We start from the raw sequence: 19,281 nt of genomic DNA on the forward strand, positions 1-19,281 counted from the left end.
GCCATGTCGATGACGATGCCCCCCGCCGAAGCGCGCGCTGCTTCTACCTCTTCTTCGTCGTCCAAGGGCGGCTGGCCCTCGTGGACGCGCGAGCCGCTGCTGCACTTCCTGCTGCTGGGCGGCGTGCTGTTCGGCGTGGACCACGTGATGGTCAGTCGCGCGGACGATCCGATGCGGATCGTCGTCGGCCCCGAGGTCGATGCGGAGGCGACGCAGGTGTTCACCGCCTCGCGCGGCCGCGCGCCCGATGCGAAGGAGCTCGCCGCGCTGCGCCAGGTCTGGCTCGACAACGAGGTGCTGTACCGCGAAGGCCTCGCATTGCAGCTCGACAAGGGCGACACGGCGATCCGCGAGCGCGTGATCTTCAAGTCGCTCAGCATGATCGACGCCGGCGTGAAGCTGCCGCCGGCCGACGACGCGCACCTGCGCGGCTGGTTCGAGTCGCATCGCGAGAAGTACGACGATCCCGCGCGCTTCGACTTCGAGGAGGCCGTGCTGGCCGGCGACGCCGATGAAGCGGCCCTGCGCGCCTTCGTCGCGAAGCTCAACGGCGGTGCGGGTGGAGCGAATGGCGGCGCACCGGGCGACACCGGCGCCGGCCTGCGCGTCTTCAAGGGCCGTCCGCATGCCAACCTCGTGCAAAGCTACGGCACGGACTTCGCGAAGGCGATCGAGTCGTCGGCCATCGGCGAATGGCGCGTGTTCCGCACTGTTGAAGGCGGCAATCCGGTATGGCGCGCCATGCGGCTGGTCTCGACGACACCGGCCCGACCCGGCGACTTCAACAGGCTGCGCGGCGTCGTGTTGCAGGACTGGACCGATGCGACGCTGTCGGAGCAGCGCAGTGCGGCAGTCCTCGCGCTGAGCCGCAAGTACACGATCCGCCGTGAGACCACCGCGACGACGGCGACAGCGGCGACAGCGGCGATCACGTCGACCACCGCGCCGGCCGCCGCCCTCGGAGGCGAATCCAAATGAGCCTCTGGATGCGACGGATGCTCGGCCTGCTGATGGCAGCGGCCGCGCTGGCGGGCGGCAGTGCGCGGGCGCACGAGATGAGCATGGCCGAGATGCAGGTGCGCGAGACCGCGCCCGGCGAATTCATCTGGCAATGGACGGCGAGCGAGAAGCGCGCCGCCGAGGAAGTGCTCGCGCCGGCGTGGCCCGAGGGCTGCACGGCGGAAGGCCTGAACCTGCATTGCGGCAAGTCGGGTCTGACGGGCACGCTGACGATGGACGGCGTCGGCCGCCAGTACTCGGCCGCGCTGGTGAAGGTGTTCTGGATCGACGGCCAGACCAGCGTCTACACGCTGACGGCAGGACAGCCGTCGGTGCAGCTGTTCGGCTCGGCGCAGGACAGGCGCGGCATGGGCGAGATCGCCCGCGCCTACACGCTGCTGGGCGTGGAGCACATCCTGGCCGGCATCGACCACCTGATGTTCGTCATCGGGCTGCTGTTCCTGGTGGGCTTCCGGCGCCAGCTGCTGTGGACGATCACCGCGTTCACCGCGGCGCACAGCCTGACGCTGGGCATGAGCGCACTGGGCTGGCTGCAGCTGCGGCCGCCGCCGGTGGAGGCCACGATCGCGCTGTCCATCGTGCTGGTCGCGTGCGAGGCGCTGAAACCATCGAAGGGCCGCGAGACGCTGGCGCGCCGCTGGCCGGCGCTGGTGGCCTTCCTGTTCGGACTGGTGCACGGCCTCGGCTTCGCCGGCGCGTTGCGCGAGATCGGCCTGCCGGAGAACCACCTGCTGGTCGCGCTGCTGACCTTCAACGTCGGCGTCGAGATCGGCCAGCTGATGACGGTCGGCGCCTGCTGGGCGCTGTGGCGGGTCTCGCGCCGATGGCCGTGGACCGGGCGGCTGCGCACCGCGCTGCTGTACCTGATCGGCTCGGCGGCGGCGTACTGGTCGTGGCTGCGCATCGCGGCGATCGCCGGGTGAGGGGAGCGTCGATGCCTGCATCCGAAACCTTCAGTCTGTTCCCCACGCCCGTGATGCGCGTGCCGGGCGCCTTGCCGCCGACGCTGGTGGCGGCCCTCGTGGCGCATTTCAGCGCGGAGGCCGTGCGGGACAACAACAGCTCCGCGAAGCTGGTGCACACGCGGATGCTTCAACCGGGCGACAGCCCCTTGCTGGTCGACGTCGCGGGGCTGCTGGCGGGGCCGCTGTCGGAGTTCGGCGCGCTGCTCTTCGGCGAGCGCATGGCCTGGGGCGTCAAGGAGCTCTGGGTCAACGTGATGGCGCACGGCGGCCATCAGGCGATGCACAACCATGCCAACAGCTTCGCCTCGGGGATCGTGTACCTGACGGGGACGGACGACTCGGCGCGGACCGTGTTCATGAAGTCGCCGGGCGGCACCGATTTCAGCTTCAAGAACGATCACCCCGGCATGGTCGCGGGGCCGTTCAATGCGGAGAAGTGGATCAGCCCCTCGCCGTCGCCCGGCGACCTGGTGCTGTTCCCGAGCTATCTGATGCATGCAGTGCCGCCCAACGACGGCCAGACGCGCATCAGCCTCGCGTTCAACGCGATCCCGGCGCGCCTGAACTCGTGGGGCTACACGATCGGGTTCAGCGGATGACGGTGTCGTTGACGCCTGCCGATCCGCCTGCCGCCGTCGACTCCGCGTCGGCGGCGTCACGGAGCCGCGCGCGCCGTGTGGCGTTGGTGTTGATGGGCCTGTCGGGATTCGCGGGGCTCGGTTACCAGATGGTCTGGACGCAGCAGTGCGCACTGTGGCTCGGCTTCGAGGCGGCGGCGGTGCTCGCCGTGGTCACGGCGTTCTTCGGCGGGCTCGCGCTGGGCGCGATCACCTTCGGCGGACGGATCGAGAGATCGGCGTCCCCCTTGCGTGGGTATCTCGCCTGCGAGGCCGTGATCGGCCTGTGGGGACTGGCGCTGATCGTGCTGATGCAACCGGTCGGCGATGCGGTGGAGCACTGGATCGGCGCGGAGCCCGCCGCGTGGTGGCAATGGATGGTGACCTTCGGCGCGAGCTTCCTGTTGCTGCTGCCCGCGACCGCCGCGATGGGCGCGACGCTGCCGGCGATCGAACGGGTGCTCGGTGCCGACTCAGGCGGGGCAGGCGAGTCTGGCGAGGGGAAACGTTCCATCGCGGGCCTCTACGCCGCCAACACGCTTGGTGCCGTGCTCGGCGTGCTGCTGGCGACGTTCTGGCTGGTGCCGGCCCTCGGACTGGCGGCGACGGCCAGGGTCTGCGTGGCGATGAATGCCCTGTGCGTGGTCGCGGCGTGGCGGTGGCTTCAGGACCGGCGCGCCGGCGCGAATGACGCAAGCTCCGCAGCACCCGCGGGCGGTCGGCCAAGCGCGGCCCATCACGATGCATGGGGGCTCCCGTCCGGGACCCCCACGCACCGTTCCGGGCCCACCGGCGCTCGCTGGACGCAGGCCCTGGCTTTGCTCGCGGTCAGCGGCCTGCTGGGGATCGGCTACGAGGTCGTCGTCGTGCGCGTGCTCGGCCAGCTCAACGAGGACACGGTCTATACCTTCGCGTTGCTGCTGGCCGTCTACCTCGTCGGCACGTCGATGGGCGCGGCGTGCTATCAGCGTTGGCTTCGACGATGGAATGAGGAGCGGCTGTCCACGGTGTTGCCCGGCGTGCTGGCGGCCGCCTGCCTGCTCGGCCTCGCCGCGTTGTGGACGGCGCCGATGCTGAAGGCCGGGACCATCGGGCTGATCGGTACCGGCTTCGCGGCGGCGCTCGGCGCCGAAGCGCTGCTTGCGGCGGCGGCCTTCGGTCTGCCGACCCTGGCGATGGGGGCGTGGTTCAGCCATCTGGGCGCGCAGGCGATGGGGCAGGGCGTTGCCTTCGGGCGTGCGCTTGCGGTGAACACGGTCGGAGCAGCGATGGCCGCGCCGCTGTTTGGCGTCGTCGTCGCGCCATGGTGCGGGCCGAAGACCGCGCTGCTGCTGATTGCCGGTGGCTACCTTGCCGCCGCCATGGTCGGGGCACGGGCGTGGCGACGTCTGATCGTCGCGCCGATGAAAGCGACCGCCGCCGCCACGTCGACTGCGACGCCAACGACGGCGACCGCGACGGGGACTTCGACGGCGGCTGCGATGGGGACTGCGAGCGGGACTGCGATGGGGACTGCGGCCGCGATGGTCGCGCTCGCGCTGATGGCCGTCCTTGGCGCGCCGCTCGCATTCGTCGACCTGCCTGACGGCGCGCATCTCGTCAGTTACGCCGAGGGCAGCATGGCCGCGGTCAGCGTCGTCGAGGACGCGGCGGGCGTGGCGCGACTGCGCATCAACAACCGCCAGCAGGAAGGCAGCAGCGCGAGCCTGTTCGTGGATGGTCGACAGGCCCTGCTGCCCGTGCTGCTGCATCCGGCGCCGCGTCGCGCGCTGTTCCTGGGCCTGGGCACCGGCGCGACGTCTGGCGTCGCGGTGCAGGATCCGTCGCTGCAGGTCGACGCGGTGGAGCTGCTGTCGGAGGTGATCGATGCGTCGCCGCATTTCACGCGGGCGCTGGGGCTGGACGCCGCGTTGCCGCGCCTCGTCGCGGCGGACGCGCGGCGGTTCGTGCGCGCGTCCGAAGCGCGCTACGACGTGATCGTCTCGGACAACTTCCATCCGGCGCGCAGCGGTTCCGGTGCGCTCTACACGCGCGAGCACTTCGCCGCCGTGCGCGAACGCCTGGCGCCGCGTGGCCTGTTCTGCCAGTGGCTGCCGCTGCACCAGCTGGACCTCGACAGCCTGCGCAGCGTCACGCGCGCCTTCCTGGCGGTGTACCCCGAGGCGATCGCAGTGCTGGCGGCCAACAGCCTGGAGACACCGGTGATCGGGCTCGTGGGCCGGCGCGAAGCGGATGCGTGGCGCGGGGCGGCTTCATCGACATCGACATCGACATCGACATTGTCGGCATGGCACGCGCGTGTCGAGCTCTCGCCCGCCAGGCGCGATGGCCGGACGCTGGCCGACTTCGGCATCGAGGACGAGTTCGCGATGCTCGGCGCGATCGTCGCGGGGCCGCGGTCGCTGGCGGCCTTCGCGGGCAAGTTTCCGATGAACACGGACGACCGCCCGATCGTCGCGTACCTGGCGCCGCGACTGGTGTACGCGCCGGCATCGACGCCGAAGGAGCGGCTCTTCGAGTTCCTGCACCAGGTGAGCGCCGCGCCGTCGGACGTCGGCCTGAAGGCGCCGGATGAGGCGCGGCGACTCGCCGCGTACTGGCGGGCGCGCGATCGATTCCTCGAAGCTGGACGATCGGCGCGTCCGGTTGCCGATCCGGCGTCGATGCTGGCGCAGGTGGGCGATCCGCTGCTCGAGGCCCTGCGCTTGAGTCCGGACTTCCGCCCCGCCTACGACCCGTTGCTGCAGATGGCGAACGCACTCGCGCCGCGCGATGCGGCGGCGGCTCGGCGCGTGCTCATCGCGCTGCGCGAGGCGCAGCCCGCGCGCCCCGAGGCGGCGCAGGCACTGCAAGCAATGGGGCCGTGAGCATCGCCGGGCCCCTCGCAATGGCCCTCATGTGTATGTGCAGGGGGACTCACCTACTCGAAGTGATTTCCCCCATCGATTCGCTCTTCGAGGGGAATCGACAACCGCGCTTCCGATTCGACACTGCATGCCTTCCCGGGTCGAGGACTCGGCAACAGGAGATGTGCAATGACGATGAATGCGCAGTTGGAACGGGCAACCATGGTGGTGGCTGGCATGTCGCAGCTTCCGCCCCGGCAGACGTTCCATTTCGATGATCTGCTGGCAATACTGCGAGAACCGAGCGCGCTGTTCGGGGAACCTGCGGACAAGGAGGTCGATCCGAATGCCAAGTGCCCACGCGTAGATTGGGATGAGTTGCTGCAAGTCGCGCATCAGACAGCAGCAGAGCATTGGATGACGGCCACAACGATGGTGGAAGTCCTGCAGGTCGCAGCGGAAGTGTTGCGCGAGAGTGGCCTGAAAATCTGTCGCGGCAATCCCGAGTGTGTCGACATCTATCCGCCGGAGATGGAGGAGCCCGGCTTCAGCTACGACCTCCGAATTGACGCGCCTCATCAGGTGGCTCGGGCGCTCACCGACAAGTTCATTTGGCGCCTGATCGATCGCGACATGCATCGGCATGGTTTCATGTTCGGATTCGTCGGCGAATGGACCGAGGAAGAACTGGCCGAACTGGATCGCCGTGAAGCGGACCTTGAGTGAGGTAAGTGCCATGCCCGTCACCAGTCATGACCTGCTTCATCAAGCGAAAGAACGACCGCTCGTCGTGCCTGAGGCACGCCGGCGCAATCTGGCAAGCCGCGCCTACTACGCCAGCTATCACCGTTGCCTCGAGTGGGAGCGATCGTTGCCCGCTCGTGGAAATCCGCTCAAGCGGCGCGGCGGCGTCCATCAACGCTTGATCCTGCGACTTCAAACGCCTGATACGCAGTGCACCGGCGAACAAGCCAAGCTTTCCCGATGGCTTGGCGACAGCCTCGACGAACTGCGAAAGCTGAGGGTCCGGGCCGACTACAAGCTGTCGGAGGAGCTGGACCGAAGGGAACTCAGCGTGCAAGTAGGGCTCGCGCAGGAGGTCTTCGACTGCTGCGATGGCCGGCGCAAGCCCTGACCTCAGCCTTGCCTTGCCGAGGCACCTGACGCGCCTGGTCATCGGTCAGGCCGTCGCGAGCAAGCGCGTGCCCGTCGCGCTATTCGCTGATGGTCTTCGTCGTGAAGGCCGCGTCCTTGGCGATGTCGGCCTCGGAGAAGGGCACCTTCTGCCACTGCCCGGCGCTGTAGGCGCGCGTGTAGTCGCTGTAGTGCGCGGAGGCCGGATCGTCCGACTGCGAGAAGGTCAGGAAGGTGTAGGCCTCGACACCCTCGCCGGGGAAGCGCACCACCTGCATGTAGCTGTTGGCGCTCGTGGCGGTGTTGAGGTCGTAGCCGCCCTGGTCCAGCCGGCTGAGCGCGCAGGCCACCGTGTAGTAGCCCTGTGGCTGCCCGCAGCCGCCGAAGAGGGGGATCTTCTCGCTGCCACGCGTGGCGAAGAGCGTTTCGCCGCGCGTCGCGTTCAGCGCGAAGCCGCTGGCCTGCACGCGCAGGATCGCCGCGCCGAAGGCTTGCTGCAGTGTCGTCTTCACGGCGACGTTCAGGTCGCGCGGCGTGTGCAGCGGATCGGCGCTGCTGAAGGGCACCGCGAACAGCGAGGCCTCGGGGACGCGCGACGCGCGCGTCCAGAACTCGTCCCACAGGTGCGCGCCGCGTGACGCCAGCAGCGCCTTGCCGTCCCACGCCTGCAGTGCCGCACAGGCCTCGGTGGGGTCGACGTTGCGCGCCGGACTGAAGGTCTCGCCCGTGGCCGGATCGCCGCCCACGGTGAACGCCGTCGGCGGCGCGCAGAACATCGCGACCGCCTGATCCCTGAAGAGCTCCGAGGTGAGCGTGCGGCTGTTGAGCACCATGGCGCGTACGGTCTCGCTGGTGGCCTTGTTGCCGCCATAACCGTCGGTGCCGGCCAGGCGTCCTTGGGCCAGCAGATGCGCCAGCCGCGTGCGGAAGCTGATCGACGTCGTGCCCGCCGGTCCGAGGATGTCCGGATATCCGGTCAGCGGCGCGGCCGTGTTGGCCAGCCAGTAGCTGTCGTTGCTGTTGAGCACGTAGTCGTCGCGCAGCAGGCTGGGCATGCGGGCGGGGCCGAGCGCGCCGGGCTGCTTGGAGTCGGGGTCGCTCTGCCAGTCGCAGCTGCTCTTGGAGCCGTCCAGCACCGGCGTGCGCGGCAGCGCGGCGCTGAGCGCGGTCGTCAAGGCCGTCGCGCAGCTGCCGAGCTGCGAGGCGGAGACGTTGGGCATCGCGCCGATGTCGGCGTACCAGGCCTGGCCGCTGCCGCGCGCGACGGCGACCGTGTTGACCCAGGGGATCGAGGATTCCTCGCGCTGGATGGCGGCGAGCTCGTCCAGCGTCTTGGCCTGGCTCCAGCGCAGCCAGACGCGGAACACGCGGAAGTTGTCGCCGTTGATGTCCCGGATCGCGAAGACGGTGTTCGTGTTCCAGCCCAGCGCCGCGTTGAGCGCGCCGAGGTTGACGATCGGGCCGTACTGCGACTCATAGAGCGTGCGCGACACCGGCGCGATGCTGCCGTCGCCCTGCTTGATCTGCACGGTGATCGCGCGGGCCGTCATCTTCACGGGGGCGCCGTCGCGCTGGTAGCTCGTCGGATCGCCGGGCGTCAGCGTGAGCTGGAACAGGCCGTAGCGGCGCGCGGTGGAGACGGTGTGGCTCCAGGCGACGTTGTCCGTGTAGCCGATCTGGATCACCGGGATCGCCAGGAAGGACGTGCCGGCGACGTTGAGTTCGCCGGGGATCGTGAGCTGCGCCTGGTAGAAGCGGTCGGGGCCGCGCCAGTACCAATGCGGGTTGCCGAACAGCAGCGGGCTGCCGTCGCCGGTCGCGGCGGTGCCGAAGCCGATCATGTTGCTGCCCACGCCGTCGCTGCCGCCGACCTGGAAGTCGGGCAGGTGCTGCGTGGCGATGGCGAGTCGCTGCGGCGCCGCGGTGCGCGCACGTCGCGATGCCTTGGCCGCCGCAGCATGTACCGTGGTTGCGGTCGTTGCGGTCGTTGCGGTCGTTGCGGGCTTTCTGGTTGCTGCGGCCGCCATGACGGTCGTGGACGTCGCCATCGCGGGTGTCGCCGCCGCGGGGGGCGTGGCGTTCGCGATCTGCGCGATGAAGTTGCTGTAGCCCGCCGCGAAGTGCGCGGCGTACATGCGGCGGAAGATGTCGGTGTCCGAGACCGGCACGACCCAGGCCTCATTGCGGCAGGCCGCATGGGCGGTGGGTTCCGCGCCGGCCTTGATCTCGCGCACGTAGCGGTTGTAGCCGGCGGCGAAGCCGGCGACGAGCTGCTTGAGCTTGTCCGGCTGCGCGGCGATCAGCCGCTGCATCACGTCGTCGTTGAGGACGTGGCGGTGATAGAAGTCCGAGTCGAGGTTCTTCGGCTGGCCGATGGTGCCCTGGAAGGGGATGACGGCATCGGCGCCGAAGTGGCGCGCGCGTTCACCGCGGAAGGTGAGCATCGAGTTGGCGATGGTGCACAGGTCGTCCTGCGCCTGCGCGTAGCCGTACCCGTAACCGGCGCCGCCCCAGTCGGCGGCCTTGATGTGGGGCACGCCCAGGGCGGTGCGCCGGATCTCGGCGCTGAACTTGGCAACGGGTGTCCCGTCCCCGTCGTCATCGCCGTTGCAGCCCGCGAGCAGCCCGGCCGATCCCACGGCCGATCCCACGGTCAAGGCCAAGGCCAGTGCATGCAGCGGCCCACGGCCGCGTCGAACGGAAAGTCGCATGTTGTCTCCCTGTGCTCTCTGGTAGTCGGCGCGCCGGGGCGGGCCGGTTCCGTTCAAGCATAGAGGCTTCGACGCAATGACCTGCATCGGTTTGTGCAGGGGGAGCGACTCACACGAAGGTGTGTCCCCCATTTAATCGCCCTTCAAGGGGAATCGACATCGGCGGATCCGGTTCGACACTGCATGCATTCGGATCGAACGACTGCTTGAGTGCAAGAGAAAGCGAGGACGGTGATGGTGATGGATGTTCGTTTGGCGCAGGCGAAGAATCTGGTGAAACGACTACCGCCGGTGGTAGGACGGCCTGTGGCGGAATTCGACGAGATCGTGGCTCTGCTTGCAGCGCCGACGGCGCTGTTCGGCGAGCCATCGACGGCGTGCGACGGGAGCTGTTCCGGATCGACGAAGGCCGTGGATTGGCACCAAGTCGCCGAAGACATGGATCAGGTGCTGCGGCATCACCGATTGCGTTGGTCGCAGGTCGTGCAGATGCTGCAGGTGGCCGCAGACGTCCTGAAGGAACATTCGCTGCAGCTGTGCAATTGCCCGGCACGAGTGACGTTCTCGCCGAAGGAAGCAGGATTCGTTGGCATGCGCTACGAGCTGCGCATCGATGCCCCTTGGGAAGTCGGGCATGTGGTGTCGACGGCCTGCTCATGGCGAATCATCGACTGTGATCTCCAGTCGCTGGGCTTTCAGATCGCATTCAAGGGGCGCTGGGACGGTCCGGTCGACCAGGAGGCTGCCGGCGACGAGGACGTCGAAGACGGTGAAGACGAATTGGACCCCTACGATCATTACGATGATTGCGACGAGGAGGACGAGTGATGTCGACGTCAAGCAAGGATCTGCTTGTGCATGCGCAAGGCCTGCGTGGACATACGCCCGAAGCGCGTCGGCGGGCGATGATCAGTCGTGCCTACTACGCGGCGTATCACCGCTGTCGGGAATGGGCGAAGTCGCTTCCTCGACCGACCCCGTCGAGCCGGAAGGTCCACGGTGTTCATCAGCAACTGATCGAACGTCTCGCGGATCCTCCCAAGTCTTGTCCCGCGCGGCAGATGCGCGTGGCCCATCACTTGGCGAAGCAACTAACGACATTGCGCGAGCGTCGAGTGATGGCCGACTACAAGCTTTGGCGCGATATCTCCGAGGAGGAAATGCGAAATCAACAGCGCGAAGCGAAGGAGGTATTCGACTGCTGTGACGGCTGGCATGGACCACGAACTCCTTGAGGGGTCAATGCCGCTTGAAGTACTGCACCTCCCGCTCGTGCTTCTCCGCCGCCTCGCGGGTGTCGAAGGTGCCGAGGTTGCGGCGCTTCCCCGTCTTCGGATCGGGGTTGCGGGAATAGAGGCGGTACTGACCGTTGCTGAGTTTGCGGATCATGACGTGCCTCTCGATGGCCGTGGCGGCTGGATGCACGGAGTCTTCGCCCTTCCCGGAGCGGTGTCTGTAGGACGAGGAGCCGCTGCTAGCGCGATGCCGACGACATCGGCCCCGCCGTGCGTCCCTGCAGCAACGCCGCGCGCGTCTCGGCCTGCCGCACGTAGTCCTCGTAGGCCCGGGTCGCCTCGGCGCCGTCGCGGCTGCGCAGCATGGCCACGACCGAGCCCTGGCGCGTGAGAGACACGAAGTACAGCGAGCTCTCGGCGCTCCAGACCAGCCGCGCCACCTCGTCGCCGAAGCGTGCGCGGCGCAGTGTCTCGACCGCATAGCCGGCGACACGCGACTCCACGGTCTCGCCCGTAGTCGCGGAGATCTCCCTGGCGGCCATGGGCACATCGCTTCTCGACGACGGCGCGCGCGTGAGGCCTTCCGGCGCTGACATCCCGATCGCCGCGGTGGCCACCGGCGTGCGGGCCGGCGGTGGGGATGAGAACGAAGGCGGCGGGGGGGGCGCCAGCGGGGGCAAGGGCTGCACCGGAATGGCGGTCATCTGCTGTCCCAGCAGCACCGGCCGTCCCACCTCGCCGAGGCCGGCCATCCGGCGGAAGCTGTCGTAGCTCCGCCAGGCTTCGGCTTCATCGTTGGCGGTGAGCGTGCGCCGCAGCGTGCCCTGCTGCGTCACGGCGACGTAGTACTTCTTCGGGAGCGTCGTCCGCGCCCAGACCTGGATGGCGATGTCGGCGACCTCGGCATGCCGCGTCAGGGTCACCGTCTTCGCCGACATCCGCTTGCGCAGGTCGGCGATGTCGGCAAGTTCGGATTTCGCCAGGTTCGACGCCGGCTCGTCCGCCGGCGGGCCGGAGGTCGCCGCCTTCGTCGCCTTGACCCTCTTCTGCGTCTGCGTCGCATGCGCAGACGGCAGCGCCACGCCCGCGGCGATCAGCAGCGCGAGAACGGTGCCATGAAGGCGCGGAAGGCCGCTGGCGGAGCCGAGCGGGCGGCGGAACGGGAACATCGGACGTGAGGCAGGAGACCGCGGAGGCGGCGGGGATGGTACGACGTACGCAAGCCCCGGCGTCGCCGGCTTCAGCGGCGTTGAAGCAATTGGAAACAAGAAGCTGCCTCTAAGGAGGGGTTGACGGCTTCGCGGCGGGTGAACGCCGGGGAAGCCCCGTCCGGCGCCCGATCCCGGGCGGCGCGGGATAATCCGCCCCCTATGTCCTCGAAGTTCTCCCCCTGGCGCCTGTCCGTCGCCCCGATGTTGGATTGGACGACGGCCGACTGCCGTTATCTCCACCGGCTGCTGACCCGCCACACGCTGCTTTACACCGAGATGGTGACGACCGGCGCGATCCTGCACGGCGACAAGCCCCGGCACCTCGATTTCAACGAGCAGGAACACCCCGTCGCGCTGCAGCTCGGCGGTTCGGAACCGGCCGATCTCGCCGCCTGCGCGAAGCTGGCCGAGCAATGGGGCTACGACGAGGTCAACCTGAACTGCGGCTGCCCGAGCGAGCGCGTCCAGCGCGGCGCGTTCGGCGCGTGCCTGATGGCGGAGCCCGCGCTGGTCGCCGACGGCGTCAAGGCGATGCGCGACGCGGTCGCGATCCCGGTCACCGTCAAGCACCGCATCGGCATCGACAGGATCGAGAGCTACGACTTCGTCCGCGACTTCGTCGGCCAGGTCGCCGACGCAGGCTGCGAGGTCTTCCTCGTCCATGCGCGCAACGCCTGGCTGCAGGGCCTGTCGCCGAAGGAGAACCGCGACATCCCGCCGCTGCGCTACGAACTCGTGCATCGCCTCAAGCGCGAATTCCCGCGTCTGACGATCGCCATCAACGGCGGCCTCAAGACGGACGACGAGATCGCCCAGCAGCTCGACCACGTCGACGGCGTGATGATCGGCCGCCAGGCCTATCACGAGCCCTGGCAGATGGCGCAGTGGGACCAGCGCTTCTTCGGCGAGCAGACCGCCCCCGTCGCCAGCCGTGAAGAGGTCGAGGACCAGTGGCTCGACTATCTCGATCGGCAGGTCGCGCTTGGCCGCCCGTGGTCGCAGGCGATGCGACACGCGCTCGGCCTGTGGAACGGCCTGCCCGGCGCGCGCCGCTGGCGTCAGGTGTGGTCGGATCACAAGCTCAAGGCGATGGCGCCGCGCGAGGTCGCGAAGCTCGCCACCGCCGCCCGCCTGCAGGCTGCCGAGATCGCCAGCCAGCATCCCGCGTTCAAGCCGCCCGTCGACGCGGCGATCGAGCCGGCCGCCCAGGCTCCTGTCACGAACTGACCGCATCTCGGTTCAGCATCCCGCCATGGCGCCCCAGGTGTTCTTCCATTGCTATCCGACGGTGCTCGGCCACTGCGGCATCGCGTGGACCGAGCGCGGCATCGTCGGCTCGCAGTTGCCGGAGGAGACGCTGTCCGTCACGCGCGACCGCATGCAGGTGCGTTTCCCCGCGGGGCGCGAGGTGGCGGATTTCGAGCGCCTGCCCGAGCCGGTGAAGCAGGCTTGCGTCGGTGTGCGCGCGCTGCTCGACGGCGAGGCGCGCGATCTGCTGGAGGTCGAGCTCGACGACAGCGCCGTGCCGGCCTTCGATCGCGAGGTGCTCGCGTTCACGCGGCTTATTCCGGTGGGACAGACGCTGACCTACGGCGAGGTGGCGGCCCGGCTCGGACAGCCGAACGCGGCGCGTGCGGTCGGTCGCGCGGAGGGCCACAACCCGTTCGCGCCGATCGTGCCCTGCCATCGCGTGATGGGCGCGCCGACGGCCGGCAAGGCGGCGAACCTCACGGGCTTCTCTGCGCCGGGCGGCGTCGTGACGAAGCTGAAGATCCTCGCGATCGAGGCCCGCGCGACGGGGCAGCAGGTCGGCGAACAGCAGGATCTGTTCTAGGACGTCACTCGTCGCGCAGCGGCTGCGTCTCGGGGAGCTCTCGCAGCATGAACGTTCGGCAGGGACAGGCTACTCAAGGATCGTTGTCAATTGCAGAGATCGATCCTTGTACGACCTATCGAACAATCTCCAAGGCGCCTCAGCCTCAGCCTCAGTTGCGGACGCGGACGCTGCCAAGTGGTGGGAGCGCCCCGATGTCCCGACGACCTGGCGCGGAGAAACCAGCGTCCTGATGCCGCACACCGTCCGGAGGCCCCTGAGCCCGTCGGAGACGCGCTTTGATCGGCGCGTTCAGTCGGAGGGGCTTCATTTCAACTTGAGTCGGCTGGAGCGGGAGTGGTGGGACCCGGAAATGCGGGAGCGAGCGATCAAGCAACTGACCGCCCTGGCTGTCGAGCTTCTCGAACTGGGCGATACCGCGGTCGTGTGCTTCAGCGAAGAGGACCAACGGCGCGAGCTGCCCGGAGACTGCGAAGCGGCGTCGCAAGTCCTCTACTTCGGCCACCGCCGTCGAGGCTCGGCCGAGCAGTTCATGGCGACCATGCGGGTCCGCGGCGGCTCCGTGGCGGAGGCCGACGCCAACCGCATCGCTGCTCCGGCGACCACGCGTGGGTTCCTCGACGCCTTGCACCACGCCATCAAGATCGGGCGAGGCGCCAGGCCCGTCGAGGGCTTCGATCGAATCGAGGCCCGGTCTTTCAGGGATGAGTTCATTCGTCGGATGCTTCACCTGGCGAAGTCGGATGCCACGGCCTTCCTTCAACTGACCGACGTCGAGGCCTGGCAACCCTGGACGGCACCCCAAGCACCCGCTACGCGGGTCCCCGCGAGGGGCAGGCCACTGGCGATGCCGGTTTGCGGTGCTGCGCTCGACAAGCCGCGACCGCGAGAACTGAGCGTTCGGGAGGGCGAGGGCGCCGGGGAATCCCCGGCGCGGGAGGCACCAGCCGGCGTTCATTCCGCTAAAGCGCCCTCTTGGCTCAGTGGCAGCGCCGCAAGGCGATTCGTTGCAAACGCCCGGGCTCGCATGGCCCTGTTCAGCGCACGGCCTTCCCTCGCGTCGGCCAGGCATCGGCCATCCTCGGACGCGTCTGCGAGGCCTCGCCCTCAGACGACCCATCCGGCTGCCGCACGACGTTGACGTGATGGTGGAAGAGGCGTCAGTCCGCCTCTCAGACCCACCGGTCGTTCGGCTGCGTCCGCTCGTTGTGCGCGGCGCCGGTGTTCAGCACGCCGCGCGGCTCGATGACCAGGAGATGCGTCTCCTGCGCGGCGCTGGGCTTGTGCTCCACGCCGCGCGGGACGACGAACAGCTCGCCCGCGCGCAGCGTGACCGCGCCGTCGCGGAAGTCCAGTCGCAGTTCACCGGCCACGACCAGGAAGGCCTCGTCCGTCTCGGCATGCGCGTGCCAGAGGAACTCGCCTTCGACCTTGGCGATCTTGAACTGGTAGTCGTTCATCTCGGCCACCACGCGTTGCGACCATTGCTCATGCAGCAGCGAGAGCTTGTCGGCGAGGTTGACGGCGCGGTAGTCCCGGCGCGGGGCGGGGCCGGGGATCGGCTGGGGGTCAGGCGTTGTCATGGCATTCAAGGCGGTCAGCGCGTGGAAGTCTGTCGGATCGCCCATCTTGGCGACCCGCCTGCGTTCCGTCTTGAACGATCGTGCGTGGGGTTCGACGTCAACTTCGAGTCCGAGCCCGATGCCTGGTCCGCGCTAGTTCGAACACGGCGCGCCCGACATGCGCAGCCACCGTGCTGGTGTGACACCGAACGCCTTCGCGAACTGGCGCGTCAGATGGCTCTGGTCCGAGAAGCCCGCGTGGGCGGCGCAGTCCGCGAGCGTCTGCCCGGCGAGCATCAACCGTCGCGCGAGGTCGAGCCGTCTCAGCGTCAGATAGCGATACGGACTGGTGCCGAAGCTGGCGCGGAAATCGCGCGAGAGGCTCCATCGATCGCGCCCCGCGGCGGCGCCGAGCTCCTCGAGCGTGATGTCGCTGTCCAGTCGGTCGTCCATGAACTCGCGTGCGATACGCGCGGCGCGGTAGTCGCCCCGCACGGGCCGCGGCGATGAACCGGTCGCGAGTTGCAGCGCGGTGGCGAGTTCGAAGAGCCCGTCGTCCTGCTCCAACGCGTCGAGCGGCGCGGCGAGTTGCGCCAGCAGCGCGCGCGTCGCGCGAGCGAGTCGAGGATCGGTCGACACGCCGCCCGGCACGAAGGGCAGGGCGACGCCCCCGAGCATCTCCTGCAGCCGCGCCGGCGCCAGGTAGAGCATGCGATAACGGAAGCCGGCGTCGGTGCCGGCGTGTCCGTCGTGGAGTTCGTCCGGATGCAGCACGACCGTGTGACCGGCCAGGCTGTGGCGCAGCGCTGAGCGGTAGGTGAAGGACTGGACGCCGCTCAGCGTGCTGCCGATGGCGTAGGTGTCGTGGCGATGCGGCGTGTAGGCCTCGCCATGAAAAAAGGCCTCGAGTCGATCGAGGCCGTCGTGGCCCGCGCCGTGACGCACCCAGTCGGTGTCCGCGGCGGGGGCGTCCGTCATGGCGGGCTCAGTCCCAGGGCGCCGCTTCGGTGGCGAGGTCCTCGTCCTTCGCGGAGGAGGCCGATTCCGGTGTCTTTGCCGCCTTGGCTTCGGTGGCCGCGGGCTTGGCCGTCGCGCCGCCCGGCGCATGTTCCACCGCGATCTTGGCCGACTGGCCGATGAAGTCCAGCTCGCCACCCAGGCCCTCGATCATGTCGGGGATCAGTTGCGCGAGTTCGCCGGTGGCCAGCGCCGCATCGACGTCGAAAGCCTCGTCCTTGGCCGGCTTGTCGCGACCGTCGAACACGACGTCCAGGAACTTGATGCCCTTGATCTGCATCGTGTCCGTCAGCGTGAAGGACACGCGCTCCTTCCAGGTCATCGCCAGGCGCGTCGGCATCTTGCCGCTGGTCAGGTGCGCCTTCACCTCGTCGGTGTCCAGGTTGTGGCGGGCGTAGCGCACGGCAGCCTTCATCTCGTCGGCGGCCTTGAGTTCGCAGTCGCGGTCGATGACGAAGTCCTTCGGCGGCACGCCGTCCATCAGCCACGCTGCCATGCAGGCGGCGGGCGACTCGGCGCTCTGCAGCAGGTGCAGGTTGATCGACGAATCGGCCTTCACCAGCAGCGTGATCAACTCATCGGCCTTGCCGATCGAGCCCGCGTCCACCATCAGGAACCCCTGCTTGGGGGAGATCCACACCCGCAGGTGCGATTGCAGCGTGAACGCGCGCGGCAGCAGCTCCAGCGTGGCCTGCTCCTTCATGTCGCGCTGCTGCTTCTTGCCAGGGCGACGACCGGTCTCCAGCTCGACGCGCTCGACCATCTCCTCGACCTTCTCGCGCACGACCGAGCCGGGCAGCACGCGCTTCTCCATGCGGAGGCTCAGCAGCCAGTGGTCGCCGATCTCCTCGAGCAGACGGGCGCCAGGTTCGCCACGCGGCGGCACCCAGCCGGCAGACAGCGCCTCCGTGGCACCGCACGGGACGAAACGCTCGTTCTCGAGCGCATCCTCGAGCTTCTCGACATTGGGCTGCCAGTCAGCAGCCAGACGGTAAACGATCAGGTTCTTGAACATACGGACGACAACTCGCGACAACGATACAGCGACAGCAATGAAAACGGGGCCACGCGGACGACGCGAGCCCCGTTCAAACGATGGCACGATTGTCTCAGGTCTGGCGGTCCTGTCGGCAGCGGAACAACCCCCTTGCGTTTGGAACCGTTACGTCACTCGAGGGACTTCGGGACGCCTGGCGCGGGCACTCCACGGTGCAGGGGGCGCCCCTCCAGGGACCCCCAGCACCATTCCGGCCCCAGCAGCACTCGCTGCCTGCCGACCGAGTTCTGCTCAGGTCTGCTCAGGGCCGCTCGGTGGCCGGGGCTTCCTCATGCCTGTTCGGCGGCGATCTGGCGCAGCGCCTGTTCGAAGGCCTCCGGCGGCTGGCCGCCCGAGATCAGGTACTTCTCGTTGATCACGACCGCGGGCACCGAGCTGATGCCGCGGCTCTGCCACAGCGATTCGGATTCGCGCACGTCGTCGGCGAACTCGCCGCTGTCGAACACACGCGCCGCTTCGGCGGCATCGAGGCCGATCTCGCGCACCGTCTCCAGCAGCGTCTCGCGGTCGCCCGGGTTCTTGCCGTGGGTGTGATACGCGGTCAGCAGCGCGAGCTTCAGGTCGCGTTGCGCCTGCGCCGACTGCAGTCCCGCCCAGTGCAGCAGGCGATGCGCGTCGAAGGTGTTCCAGATGCGGCTGCGCGCGCCTTCGGTGAAGGTGAAGCCGACGTCGGCGCCGCGCTGCTTCAGGTGCGCGCGGATGTCCTTGCGCTGCTCGGGCGTCGAGCGGTACTTGCGCGTCAGGTGCTCCTCGATGTCCTCGCCCTCGGGCACCATCTGCGGGTTCAGCTCGAAGGGCTGGAAGTGGATGTCGACCTGCACGTCCGGCACGCGGGCGAGGGCGGTCTCCAGCGACTTCAGTCCGACGGCGCACCAGGGGCAGGCGACGTCGGAGACGAAATCGATGCGCAAGGGCTGCAGCGGGCTCGTGGCGGCAGCGGCGGAAGCGGTGGTGTCGTTCATGCCGCCGACTCTAGCCAGAAGCTCAAGTCAACACGCGGTCGCTGGGCTTTGCCAGATAGAACCACTCGTGGCCGGGTTCCGCGTTGTTGTTCGGGAAGACGATGCGTCCGCCGAAGGGCGCCAGCACCGGCGTGCCGTCCGCGCGGGTGCCGATGCGCTCGCCTTCGGCGATCGGGTCGAAGCTGGCCCAGGCGCGGGTGAAGGTGTCGTCCATGCGCTCGCGGTCGACGACCTCGTAGAGCTGCAGCAGTTCGACGGGGCGCTTCGGGTCCGCGCGCTCGACGCCCTCGGCGGCGATCATGCCCAGCAGCACCAGCGTGCGCAGGATCGCCTTGAACGCGACGTCGGGGCCTTGCGGGTCGGCGTGCTGGCCGCATTCCAGCGTGATGCAGTAGCCGCCGGTGCTGCGCATGTATTCGGTGGTGCCGACGCCGTAATGCGGGTCCTGCTGCAGCGCCATCTTGCGGGAGCCGTCCGCGGCCTTCTCCGCGCGGCGCTTCAGGCCGAGCGCGTAGGTCGACAGCCAGCCCTCGACGATGCGCGAGGTGCCCACTGCCATCGCCAGCGCGCTCTCGGCGGCCTGGTGGCGGAAGGGCTCGAGCTCGCCGTCGTTGTCGCGCGGGCCGATCATCGCGAAGGCCGGGCCGGGGTTGTTGAAGCTGTGCAGGTCCAGCAGCACGTCGCTGGCGGCGATCCACGGGCACAGGCGGTTGGCGATGCGGTCCTCGAAGTCCTGCGGGATCGGGTTGACGCGCAGGTTGCGGTTCAGGTTGCGCTCGCCCTCGCGACGCTGCAGGCGGTGGGCCAGCGGGTTGACGATGGGGATCATCGTCAGCGTGCCCTTGAGCAGCGTCAGCGCGCCCTCGTCCAGCATCGCCATCACGCGCTGGATCGCGCCGACGCCGGCGACCTCGTTGCCATGCACGGCGGCCGTCACCAGCAGCTTGGGGCCGGGCTTCAGGCCGGCGAACTGGTGGACGCGGAGGTGGGTCGGGTGATCGGTGCGGGCGTCGCTCATGGCGTGGCGGAGGGGCTCGAAAAAGGGAACCCGAAGCATAGGCCCGCACGAGCCCGCGCACCGCCCTCGCGTGCGCGGCGCGTATGCCGAAA

Annotated in this window: 19 protein-coding genes; 11 read left to right on the plus strand and 8 right to left on the minus strand. The window is 68.8% G+C overall.

The genetic code is table 11. From position 1 onward, the window contains the following. Positions 1–9 precede the first annotated feature (9 nt). The 6 genes from AC1VNM_RS02850 to AC1VNM_RS02875 all read left to right on the plus strand — a co-directional run bounded on the left by AC1VNM_RS02850 (position 10) and on the right by AC1VNM_RS02875 (position 6,583). Entirely contained in the window at positions 10–978 is a 969-nt protein-coding gene (locus AC1VNM_RS02850; RefSeq protein ID WP_483105794.1) for a peptidyl-prolyl cis-trans isomerase, read from the plus strand. Beyond that, a complete protein-coding gene (locus AC1VNM_RS02855; protein ID WP_377155972.1) occupies positions 975–1,943 on the plus strand; it encodes a HupE/UreJ family protein in 969 nt (322 codons plus the stop codon). Before AC1VNM_RS02850 ends, AC1VNM_RS02855 begins: the two co-directional genes overlap by 4 nt. 11 nt (positions 1,944–1,954) lie before the next feature. Further along, complete coding sequence (locus tag AC1VNM_RS02860; protein ID WP_377155970.1) at positions 1,955–2,584, plus strand: putative 2OG-Fe(II) oxygenase; 630 nt, start codon at positions 1,955–1,957, stop codon at positions 2,582–2,584. Further along, positions 2,581–5,469 (plus strand): spermine/spermidine synthase domain-containing protein, encoded by a 2,889-nt coding sequence (locus tag AC1VNM_RS02865; protein WP_483105795.1) that lies wholly within the window; start codon positions 2,581–2,583, stop codon positions 5,467–5,469. Before AC1VNM_RS02860 ends, AC1VNM_RS02865 begins: the two co-directional genes overlap by 4 nt. A 168-nt stretch (positions 5,470–5,637) precedes the next feature. Next, positions 5,638–6,174 (plus strand): hypothetical protein, encoded by a 537-nt coding sequence (locus AC1VNM_RS02870; protein WP_483105796.1) that lies wholly within the window; start codon positions 5,638–5,640, stop codon positions 6,172–6,174. Positions 6,175–6,184: 10 nt separating this feature from the next. Continuing rightward, positions 6,185–6,583: a hypothetical protein gene (locus AC1VNM_RS02875; RefSeq protein ID WP_483105797.1), complete on the plus strand. Its 399-nt coding sequence runs from the start codon at positions 6,185–6,187 to the stop codon at positions 6,581–6,583. A 79-nt stretch (positions 6,584–6,662) separates the two neighbouring features. Here the strand turns inward: AC1VNM_RS02875 and AC1VNM_RS02880 are convergent, their stop codons facing one another. Next, a complete protein-coding gene (locus AC1VNM_RS02880; protein WP_483105798.1) occupies positions 6,663–9,293 on the minus strand; it encodes a penicillin acylase family protein in 2,631 nt (876 codons plus the stop codon). Between the two features lie 210 nt (positions 9,294–9,503). On the opposite strand from AC1VNM_RS02880, the gene AC1VNM_RS02885 reads away from it, so the two are divergent. Together AC1VNM_RS02885 and AC1VNM_RS02890 are read left to right on the plus strand one after the other, a co-directional pair. After that, a complete protein-coding gene (locus tag AC1VNM_RS02885; RefSeq protein WP_377155959.1) occupies positions 9,504–10,121 on the plus strand; it encodes a hypothetical protein in 618 nt (205 codons plus the stop codon). Then, a complete protein-coding gene (locus AC1VNM_RS02890; RefSeq protein WP_483105799.1) occupies positions 10,121–10,528 on the plus strand; it encodes a hypothetical protein in 408 nt (135 codons plus the stop codon). The genes AC1VNM_RS02885 and AC1VNM_RS02890 overlap by 1 nt, the downstream gene beginning before the upstream one ends. Positions 10,529–10,532: 4 nt before the next feature. On the opposite strand, the gene AC1VNM_RS02895 is transcribed toward AC1VNM_RS02890, so the two are convergent. After that, entirely contained in the window at positions 10,533–10,682 is a 150-nt protein-coding gene (locus AC1VNM_RS02895; protein ID WP_377155956.1) for a hypothetical protein, read from the minus strand. Positions 10,683–10,767: 85 nt separating this feature from the next. Further along, positions 10,768–11,697 carry a hypothetical protein gene (locus tag AC1VNM_RS02900; protein WP_483105800.1) on the minus strand — a complete coding sequence of 310 codons (930 nt, stop codon included), beginning with the start codon at positions 11,695–11,697 and terminating at the stop codon, positions 10,768–10,770. A 201-nt stretch (positions 11,698–11,898) separates the two neighbouring features. Here AC1VNM_RS02900 and dusA point away from each other — a divergent pair, with 201 nt between their 5' ends. From dusA to AC1VNM_RS02915, 3 genes are all read left to right on the plus strand, one after another. Beyond that, a complete protein-coding gene (gene dusA, locus AC1VNM_RS02905; protein ID WP_483105801.1) occupies positions 11,899–12,966 on the plus strand; it encodes a tRNA dihydrouridine(20/20a) synthase DusA in 1,068 nt (355 codons plus the stop codon). A 25-nt stretch (positions 12,967–12,991) separates the two neighbouring features. Continuing rightward, complete coding sequence (locus AC1VNM_RS02910; protein WP_483105802.1) at positions 12,992–13,573, plus strand: methylated-DNA--[protein]-cysteine S-methyltransferase; 582 nt, start codon at positions 12,992–12,994, stop codon at positions 13,571–13,573. Positions 13,574–13,805: 232 nt separating this feature from the next. Further along, entirely contained in the window at positions 13,806–14,714 is a 909-nt protein-coding gene (locus tag AC1VNM_RS02915; protein ID WP_483105803.1) for a hypothetical protein, read from the plus strand. A gap of 31 nt (positions 14,715–14,745) precedes the next feature. Here the strand turns inward: AC1VNM_RS02915 and AC1VNM_RS02920 are convergent, their stop codons facing one another. From AC1VNM_RS02920 to AC1VNM_RS02940, 5 genes are all read right to left on the minus strand, one after another. Then, the gene (locus AC1VNM_RS02920; protein WP_483105804.1) at positions 14,746–15,156 is read right to left on the minus strand and encodes a cupin domain-containing protein; all 411 of its coding nucleotides are present in this window, start codon (positions 15,154–15,156) and stop codon (positions 14,746–14,748) included. Positions 15,157–15,288: 132 nt separating this feature from the next. After that, positions 15,289–16,113 carry an AraC family transcriptional regulator gene (locus tag AC1VNM_RS02925; RefSeq protein ID WP_377155946.1) on the minus strand — a complete coding sequence of 275 codons (825 nt, stop codon included), beginning with the start codon at positions 16,111–16,113 and terminating at the stop codon, positions 15,289–15,291. 7 nt (positions 16,114–16,120) lie between these two features. Beyond that, entirely contained in the window at positions 16,121–17,167 is a 1,047-nt protein-coding gene (locus AC1VNM_RS02930) for a recombination-associated protein RdgC (protein WP_483105805.1), read from the minus strand. A gap of 311 nt (positions 17,168–17,478) precedes the next feature. Further along, positions 17,479–18,171: a DsbA family oxidoreductase gene (locus tag AC1VNM_RS02935; RefSeq protein ID WP_377155942.1), complete on the minus strand. Its 693-nt coding sequence runs from the start codon at positions 18,169–18,171 to the stop codon at positions 17,479–17,481. Between the two features lie 22 nt (positions 18,172–18,193). Further along, a complete protein-coding gene (locus tag AC1VNM_RS02940; RefSeq protein ID WP_483105806.1) occupies positions 18,194–19,189 on the minus strand; it encodes a succinylglutamate desuccinylase/aspartoacylase family protein in 996 nt (331 codons plus the stop codon). Positions 19,190–19,281: the final 92 nt, after the last annotated feature.

This window comes from Mitsuaria sp. MSU3D (assembly GCF_056867975.1).

Bases quoted from the DNA above. Each gene is read 5' to 3' on its own strand.
- AC1VNM_RS02850 (WP_483105794.1), top strand. From the start codon at position 10: ATGACGATGCCCCCCGCCGAAGCGCGCGCTGCTTCTACCTCTTCTTCG.
- AC1VNM_RS02855 (WP_377155972.1), top strand. From the start codon at position 975: ATGAGCCTCTGGATGCGACGGATGCTCGGCCTGCTGATGGCAGCGGCC.
- AC1VNM_RS02860 (WP_377155970.1), top strand. From the start codon at position 1,955: ATGCCTGCATCCGAAACCTTCAGTCTGTTCCCCACGCCCGTGATGCGC.
- AC1VNM_RS02865 (WP_483105795.1), top strand. From the start codon at position 2,581: ATGACGGTGTCGTTGACGCCTGCCGATCCGCCTGCCGCCGTCGACTCC.
- AC1VNM_RS02870 (WP_483105796.1), top strand. From the start codon at position 5,638: ATGACGATGAATGCGCAGTTGGAACGGGCAACCATGGTGGTGGCTGGC.
- AC1VNM_RS02875 (WP_483105797.1), top strand. From the start codon at position 6,185: ATGCCCGTCACCAGTCATGACCTGCTTCATCAAGCGAAAGAACGACCG.
- AC1VNM_RS02880 (WP_483105798.1), bottom strand. From the start codon at position 9,293: ATGCGACTTTCCGTTCGACGCGGCCGTGGGCCGCTGCATGCACTGGCC.
- AC1VNM_RS02890 (WP_483105799.1), top strand. From the start codon at position 10,121: ATGTCGACGTCAAGCAAGGATCTGCTTGTGCATGCGCAAGGCCTGCGT.
- AC1VNM_RS02895 (WP_377155956.1), bottom strand. From the start codon at position 10,682: ATGATCCGCAAACTCAGCAACGGTCAGTACCGCCTCTATTCCCGCAAC.
- AC1VNM_RS02900 (WP_483105800.1), bottom strand. From the start codon at position 11,697: ATGTTCCCGTTCCGCCGCCCGCTCGGCTCCGCCAGCGGCCTTCCGCGC.
- dusA (WP_483105801.1), top strand. From the start codon at position 11,899: ATGTCCTCGAAGTTCTCCCCCTGGCGCCTGTCCGTCGCCCCGATGTTG.
- AC1VNM_RS02910 (WP_483105802.1), top strand. From the start codon at position 12,992: ATGGCGCCCCAGGTGTTCTTCCATTGCTATCCGACGGTGCTCGGCCAC.
- AC1VNM_RS02915 (WP_483105803.1), top strand. From the start codon at position 13,806: ATGCCGCACACCGTCCGGAGGCCCCTGAGCCCGTCGGAGACGCGCTTT.
- AC1VNM_RS02920 (WP_483105804.1), bottom strand. From the start codon at position 15,156: ATGACAACGCCTGACCCCCAGCCGATCCCCGGCCCCGCCCCGCGCCGG.
- AC1VNM_RS02925 (WP_377155946.1), bottom strand. From the start codon at position 16,113: ATGACGGACGCCCCCGCCGCGGACACCGACTGGGTGCGTCACGGCGCG.
- AC1VNM_RS02930 (WP_483105805.1), bottom strand. From the start codon at position 17,167: ATGTTCAAGAACCTGATCGTTTACCGTCTGGCTGCTGACTGGCAGCCC.
- AC1VNM_RS02935 (WP_377155942.1), bottom strand. From the start codon at position 18,171: ATGAACGACACCACCGCTTCCGCCGCTGCCGCCACGAGCCCGCTGCAG.
- AC1VNM_RS02940 (WP_483105806.1), bottom strand. From the start codon at position 19,189: ATGAGCGACGCCCGCACCGATCACCCGACCCACCTCCGCGTCCACCAG.